Annotated in this window: 3 protein-coding genes; all 3 read right to left on the reverse strand. The window is 42.6% G+C overall.

Annotated features, from left to right (window positions below):
* Positions 1-19: 19 nt before the first annotated feature.
* The 3 genes from AC1DVJ_RS24755 to AC1DVJ_RS24765 all read right to left on the reverse strand — a co-directional run bounded on the left by AC1DVJ_RS24755 (position 20) and on the right by AC1DVJ_RS24765 (position 6,555).
* Positions 20-904, reverse strand: a complete 885-nt coding sequence (locus tag AC1DVJ_RS24755; RefSeq protein ID WP_477594376.1) for a carbohydrate ABC transporter permease — start codon at positions 902-904, stop codon at positions 20-22.
* Between the two features lie 21 nt (positions 905-925).
* A complete protein-coding gene (locus AC1DVJ_RS24760) occupies positions 926-1,885 on the reverse strand; it encodes an ABC transporter permease (RefSeq protein WP_477594378.1) in 960 nt (319 codons plus the stop codon).
* A 203-nt stretch (positions 1,886-2,088) separates the two neighbouring features.
* The gene (locus AC1DVJ_RS24765) at positions 2,089-6,555 is read right to left on the reverse strand and encodes an Ig-like domain-containing protein (protein WP_477594380.1); all 4,467 of its coding nucleotides are present in this window, start codon (positions 6,553-6,555) and stop codon (positions 2,089-2,091) included.
* Positions 6,556-6,609: the final 54 nt, after the last annotated feature.

Below are 6,609 nucleotides of genomic sequence, written 5' to 3' on the forward strand. Positions count from 1 at the left end.
TGACAATCTGCTTCCATATTTAGCCTTTCACTGCGCCTACCGTTAAACCTTTTACGAAATATTTCTGAAAGAACGGGAAGACGACTAGTATCGGCCCTGCTGCCAAGATCGCAATCGCCATCCGTGCMGTTTCATTTGGAAACTGGCTGATATCGATATTGACCGTACTCGGTTTGATACTGCTCGACARATACTGAATATTGTTCATAATCCGATACAACATATATTGCAGCGGGACCAGTTTTTCATTATCGATATAAAGCATCGCCAGCCACCAGTCATTCCAATAAATAAAGGCGATGAATAAACCTACAGTGGCCATCGCTGGCTTGGCTAATGGCAGAATGATTTGATAAAAAATTCTCCACTCTCTTGCCCCATCGATTTTGGCTGACTCAATAAGTGAGGGTGGAATCTCAGATAAAAAYCCTCTCATCAACAGCACATGCCACGGCATAATCACATAAGGCAAGATCAAGGCAAGTATCGAATTRTCGATGTGYAAATAYTTTTTGATCAAKATGTACCAAGGGACGAGCCCYCCGTTAAATAAGAGTGTGAAAAAGATAATAAAGGACAGTGCATTCGCGAAGGCGAAATCCTTGCGKGACAATACATACGCTAGCATRGCCGTAATYAGYAGACTGAGYGCCGTTCCSAGCACGGTTACYGAGATGGAYACCGAATAACCGGTAATCAGTTGACTCGGATTGYGSAGCAAGTAGTCGTATGCAAASGTCGTAAATGTTTYYGGAATCAGTTTATATCCTTCTTTGGCAATGTCTGACTCTGTTGAGAAAGAAATTGAAATGACATACAGCAGCGGTATTATGCAGAAGATGGAAAAMAMGATAAACCAYCCATGAATAAGTCCTTTTGCCAGCGACGCTTTCCGTAACTCCATATTCTTCACTTCCCTATTATTCTAAAAAATCGCATTTTCCTTGTTGATCTTTCGAACTATAAAGTTCACTGTCAGCACGAGTACCAAACCAACTAACGATTGATACAGCCCGATCGCCGTTGACATCCCGATATCGCCTGACACCCGTAACGCACGATATACATAAGTGTCAATAACATCTGTTGTAGCGTACAACGCCCCAGAATCGGCAGTCAGGAAATAGAACATTCCGAAATCGGAGTAGAAGATTTTCCCTACTTGTAAAAGTGAAATCAGCGTAATTAATGGCGTTAACAGCGGTAAAGATATGTTACGAACCTGYTGCCACTTKGAGGCTCCATCGATCGCAGCGGCCTCATAATAGCTTTTGTCGATGCCCATAAGACCCGTATAAAAGATGAGCGTTGAATAGCCGACGCTTTTCCATAAAAAAGCTAGACTAAGTATAAAAGGCCAATACTTGCCTTCCATATACCAATTAATCTCAGTAAATCCTAGCTGTTTAAACAACTGATTAATGACACCCAATTGAGGGTTAAGCAGGGCATAAGACACATAACTGACCACAACCCAAGATAAAAAGTAAGGGAAGAACAACGTCGTTTGATACAATTTCACCGCCTTGCGACTCAATTCGAAGAGCATAAGTGCAAAAGCGATGGAAACCAGATTCGTTATAATAATGAAATTCAAGTTTAGCAGAAGGGTATTTCGTGTTACTTGCCAAGCAGCATCCGAGGTGAAAAAGAACTTAAAATTGTTCAAACCGACCCAATCGCTGCCCCAAATCCCTTTGCCAAAATTGAAATCTTTGAAGGCAAGTACCACTCCGAACATTGGCAAATATTGAAATATAATAACGAATAATAATCCTGGGATCGCTAAACCAATTAATCCCCAATTGCGTTTGATTCCTCGCCAGAACGTATTTCGTTTTCTAGCCTTTATAGCTTGGTGCGCCATCACTTCTGAGTAAGCCATCCTGTTCACCTCCTCTCTGTTGATCACATCTTACTTGAAGCAGTAGAGAAAACCTACTGTAAATTGAGCGTTTTATTGCAATTTCGGCTGTAAAAAAGGCCGTTTATTGTACTTAGCGTTCAAATACACACTATTGCCTCTGTTTATGTCGAAATTCCATAGAGAAGGGGGAGAATTAGATCTCCCCCCCTCCATCAATCCGTTTAGTTTATGATAGTTTTGGCTACGATTGCCAAGTCTATAATATCTACCTTACCGTCTTTATTGACATCCGCTTTGGCATTCCAGCCGGACTGACCTGGTTGTTTGCCATAGCTTGAAGAAGCCATAGCCAAGTCCCCAATAGAAATAATGCCATTTCCACTGACATCTGCTGATATTTTTTTGTCTTCAAATGCCTGAACTGCCTCTTCAAGCGCAGCTTTGGCATTATTCACCTGAACCTGAGTAGCATTCGGGTCATTAGCTGTTGCACTCGCGTTATCGATGGCCGACTGAAGAATTGCCTTTGATCCCTGCAGATATTTACCATCCATATTTCCTTCTACTGCAGCATCATATTTCGCCTGAGCGCTAGCGATTAAATCATTCAGTACTAACTTATCCACCGGTACTGCAGGTAAAATAATTTGTGTGCTGGAAGAGGCTCCGTTAATGTGCATTTCGTTACCCAAGCCGTTAGCAATTGTAAAATTGCTTATATCAAAAGCTGTATTTGTAACTTCGGTTACAGCCGTGGCAGTAAAGCTAAATTTCAGTAAATCGCCTTGGGGAACAAATCCATCAGGGTCTGTGCTTGCAAGAATAATCCGAACATGCCCTGGCACTGTCTCTTTTTGGTCGATGACTTGCAATCCGTAAACAAGTGAAGTCACCGTACCCAGCTGCATTTTCACCGCATCATAGGTAAGCGTCAGCTCTTGTGCGTTGATAAGCTGGAATTCACTTTGTGTAACATTGCTTAATCCCATCGTCAAATCCAATGCTTCCCCAGTCATTACCTGATGCCCACTGGTAAGGGTAGCTTGAGGCGATACTGGAGCTGGTAATACTGTTACTTTTTGCAGTACAACACCCGCATATTGCTCTGCATTTGCAACCGCTATAAATGTGCCGGGCTTTGCATACATCGCAGGATCCAAGTCTACGAAACTTAACGATAAATCTTTGGATTCGTTCGTAAATTGGGCACTAACCGTCTGTGCTAATACTGGGGCAGTACCTGCTACAGTCGTTACATCCGGAAGCGTGCCGATCTCCTTAAGTCCATCGACAGTAATCGTTGTACTGACGGTGCCGTTTACGTCATCCAGTTGTCCATACACTGTAAACGTGCCGGGTGTATTCAACAAGGATGGATCAATTGTATGCCAAGTAATTCCTAGCGTCTGTTGCGTACTGTCATCAAAAGTTACACTCGTTGTTAACGGCAATGTTGGGGTGCTACCCACATTTATCGTTACAGGTGCTATTGGAGCTATAGACGAAATTGTATAAGGTTTGTCTATATCAATGGTGTAATCTTGACTTCCTGCCACCGTTGTTTGGGTCAGCACAAGCGTGTTTTTTCCTTTGATAAGGTTCAAAGAAACCGGTGTGGCATCATCTGTAAAGTTGCTCGTGATATCCGTACCATTTAGTTTGATAGCAACGCTTGTATTATCCAACACTACTTTAGGTCTAATGAGTGTCACAGGCTGTGCAGGATTTGTAACTGTTGCCATATAGGTCGTATAGTTGGGATTAAAATTACCGTTTAAAACAACATTTCCAAGATTCAAATTGGGAGCAAAATTAACATACTTCGGATTCGTTATGATTTGAAAATCGTCAAAGTACTGATCATTGTTATAGGTGCCCAAACCGAAGCTGCCATTGGTATAGACACTGCTTGTATAGGATAAAACTTTGGTTCCATCGACCACTAACCCAATTTTCCCACCGAAAACTTGAATTTGAAATTGATGCCATTTAGTAGGATCAAAACCGGCAGGCACAGGTGCGGTTGCCAACGTTACGTCACCGGGACTGTGCTGATTAATAGAGAAGAACGGTGTACCCGCTGGATAATTAGCATTGATACCACCATTCAAGTTCCTCCTGAAAATAACTTGGTAAGCCGGAGGGTTAGCAGCAGTAGTCGCGGTTTGTTGTGTGCCAACGTACACTGTAAATCCGTCATACACATGCGCAGTATCGGAAGAATTATTCCATACCCCTAATTTCCATTTGAATCCAAGCTGATAGTTGCTCCACGTTTGCTTGGAAAATTGGGCTACTCCGGGTCCTTGATATAGCACTTTGCTGCTCATGTCGCTGCCCGATAGTAAGGGGTTGTTTACCACACTCAATGTTCCACCATAGAAATTCGTAAACCCAGATGGCATAACGCCATTTTCAAAATCCCAATTCATTTGTTGAATATTATCATTAGAATTATCATACGGCGGCGGGGCAGGGAAGGATATATCGCCAGGAGCAGGAGCCTGATCTCCACCGTAGATATACAACTGGTCAAAAAAGCTATTTGTATTGCCGTTAGGCGAACCTAAAGCCACATAATTAAAGGACTGATCTGTGCCATTGATAGTCTTAACCAAATTGTTGTCAATGTACAACTTGACTGATGTAGGGTCAGTATAGTCGAATTTGAGCGTGTGCCAACCTGTGGTACGGCGAAGGCTTGTTGCGGTTGCTGTTCCGCCAACGTTGACCACATAATTGCTTCCGTTGATGCTTGTATTCACACCCATCTCAACAGTTCCTGCAGCTGTGCCGTTGTCTACCCGCGCAGATGTATTAGTTGTCGCGGATAACGGATGTCCGACGCCATATGTCGCAAGGTGCGATGAAACTCTGTCAAAGAAATCAACCGTGACTAATTTATTGAGATTATTAGCAAAATTGCGGTAAAGAATTGATTTGGTCGTTCCATTGTCATTTAAGTCCAGAGCTGCAGTGCCCTGAAAAGCACCTTCCGACATATATTCTTTGCTTAGGGTTGGAAGAACTCCGCTGTATGACCATTTTCTCCAATCAAGACCGTTCTCGAAATTATCAGAGAAGAATACATTTGACGGAGACGTTACCGATGCACTGGTAATTGCGCCCGCATACTCCACCGGGTAACGCGAGGTTTTTACGCCGATATTAGCAAAATCCATTTGTGAATTATCAAAAGCAGCTAGCCCGTCTTCAGGTCCCCTAAAGTTGAACGAACTGTTATTAACGATAACCTGACCGTTTTGAAGATTGGAATTTTCAATGTTATATTGAGCCGCATTAACGGTTTTAATATTTGAAGTCTCAATCCCCACCCAACCCATATCAAAATTGATGTTGTTTGGTGAAATGTCGGTCATGGTCGGAATTGCGGCAACCTTATCTATGACCACCTGATTAAAATAGTTTGGCAGTGAATAGTTGTCTCGGGGATAATACAGAAACGCGGTCATAATACCACCGTCATCGCCACCGTCCTGTTGAACATTGTGCAAATTAATATAAGAGAACGTATTGTGGTGGGCATACTGATCGCGTTGAAGATTGTACGGAAAAGCCTGATTCGTATAACCATCACCCAGATAGCCGTTATCCCACCCTTGCACATTAGAACTTTGAAGTAAAAATGCACGGCGCGGTGAGTTATACGCTTCAATATGCGTCACCGTATTATAAGTCGCATTGCTAATACCAACAGCGTGTGACAGCAAGTTAAGCTGACCAATGTCATGGATGACACTGTTGTCTATTATATTGTGATGAGTAAAACTGACGCCTTGGCTCGTTCCGTCCACTCCCGGATATCCGCCCTGAATGTCAACGCCAGCATGTCCGGTATATTCAATAAGCGAATTGCTGACGGTTATATAGCTGGTACCATATCCAAGTTCGATGCCCATCATTCCCGCATTTTTAATGTGCGTGTTTGTAATCGTAATGTGATCGGCGTACTTTAAAGTGAACACACCATCCATAAACTGTGGACGTTCGCTCTGACCACTGTAAGTCGGATTAGACGAAATTTTTGCATCATCTGGGAAAGGATATTGTTTCACTCCATTCCCATACTGAAGCCATGACCAGCCAGCAGCGTAATAATCCGGATAGGTTGTATCTTTTAACTCAAGTCCATCAAATACGATATTGTGAACAGGCGTAATGACTGTGCTGTCCCATGTACCGGTTCTCTGACCGGTAATGTTAATAATCTGTTCCGTAGTCGGAACGATAATATCCTGCTGATCTAAATTTGTTTCATTTGCCTTTGGATAATAGAAAAGGTCGTATGTTACGGGGTTAAAGTAAAACTCGCCTGGGGTGTCCAAATAGGCTAGGTTGCCTTGCAAATAATACCTGGAGTTGCTTCCAATCGTGTAGAGTGAAGAAAACTCACCAACATTGTTAGGATTGAATGTAAGCGACTTCGAAGATGTGTTAATAGTTGTTATTGGCAAAGTATTCGAATTCCATGAATGCCCTCCACCTATATCGTTAGTCACAATCTGTGCAGTTAAATCGCCCCGGGTTTGTGCATTCGCAAGCTTGGTTTCAAAGATATTGGTTGCGTCGGCAGCCTTATAAGTCATATTGATATAAGACCCGCCTGCAGAAAATAGCGGATTGTCAAAAAATGATGAAGGGAAGCCTGGATATTTATTTGAGTTCAATGTTTTTGCCTGAGTCGCTCTGATATCGTTGACATACATGGTGTTTACATGAAA

Source organism: Paenibacillus sp. P4_A9, from assembly GCF_056402415.1.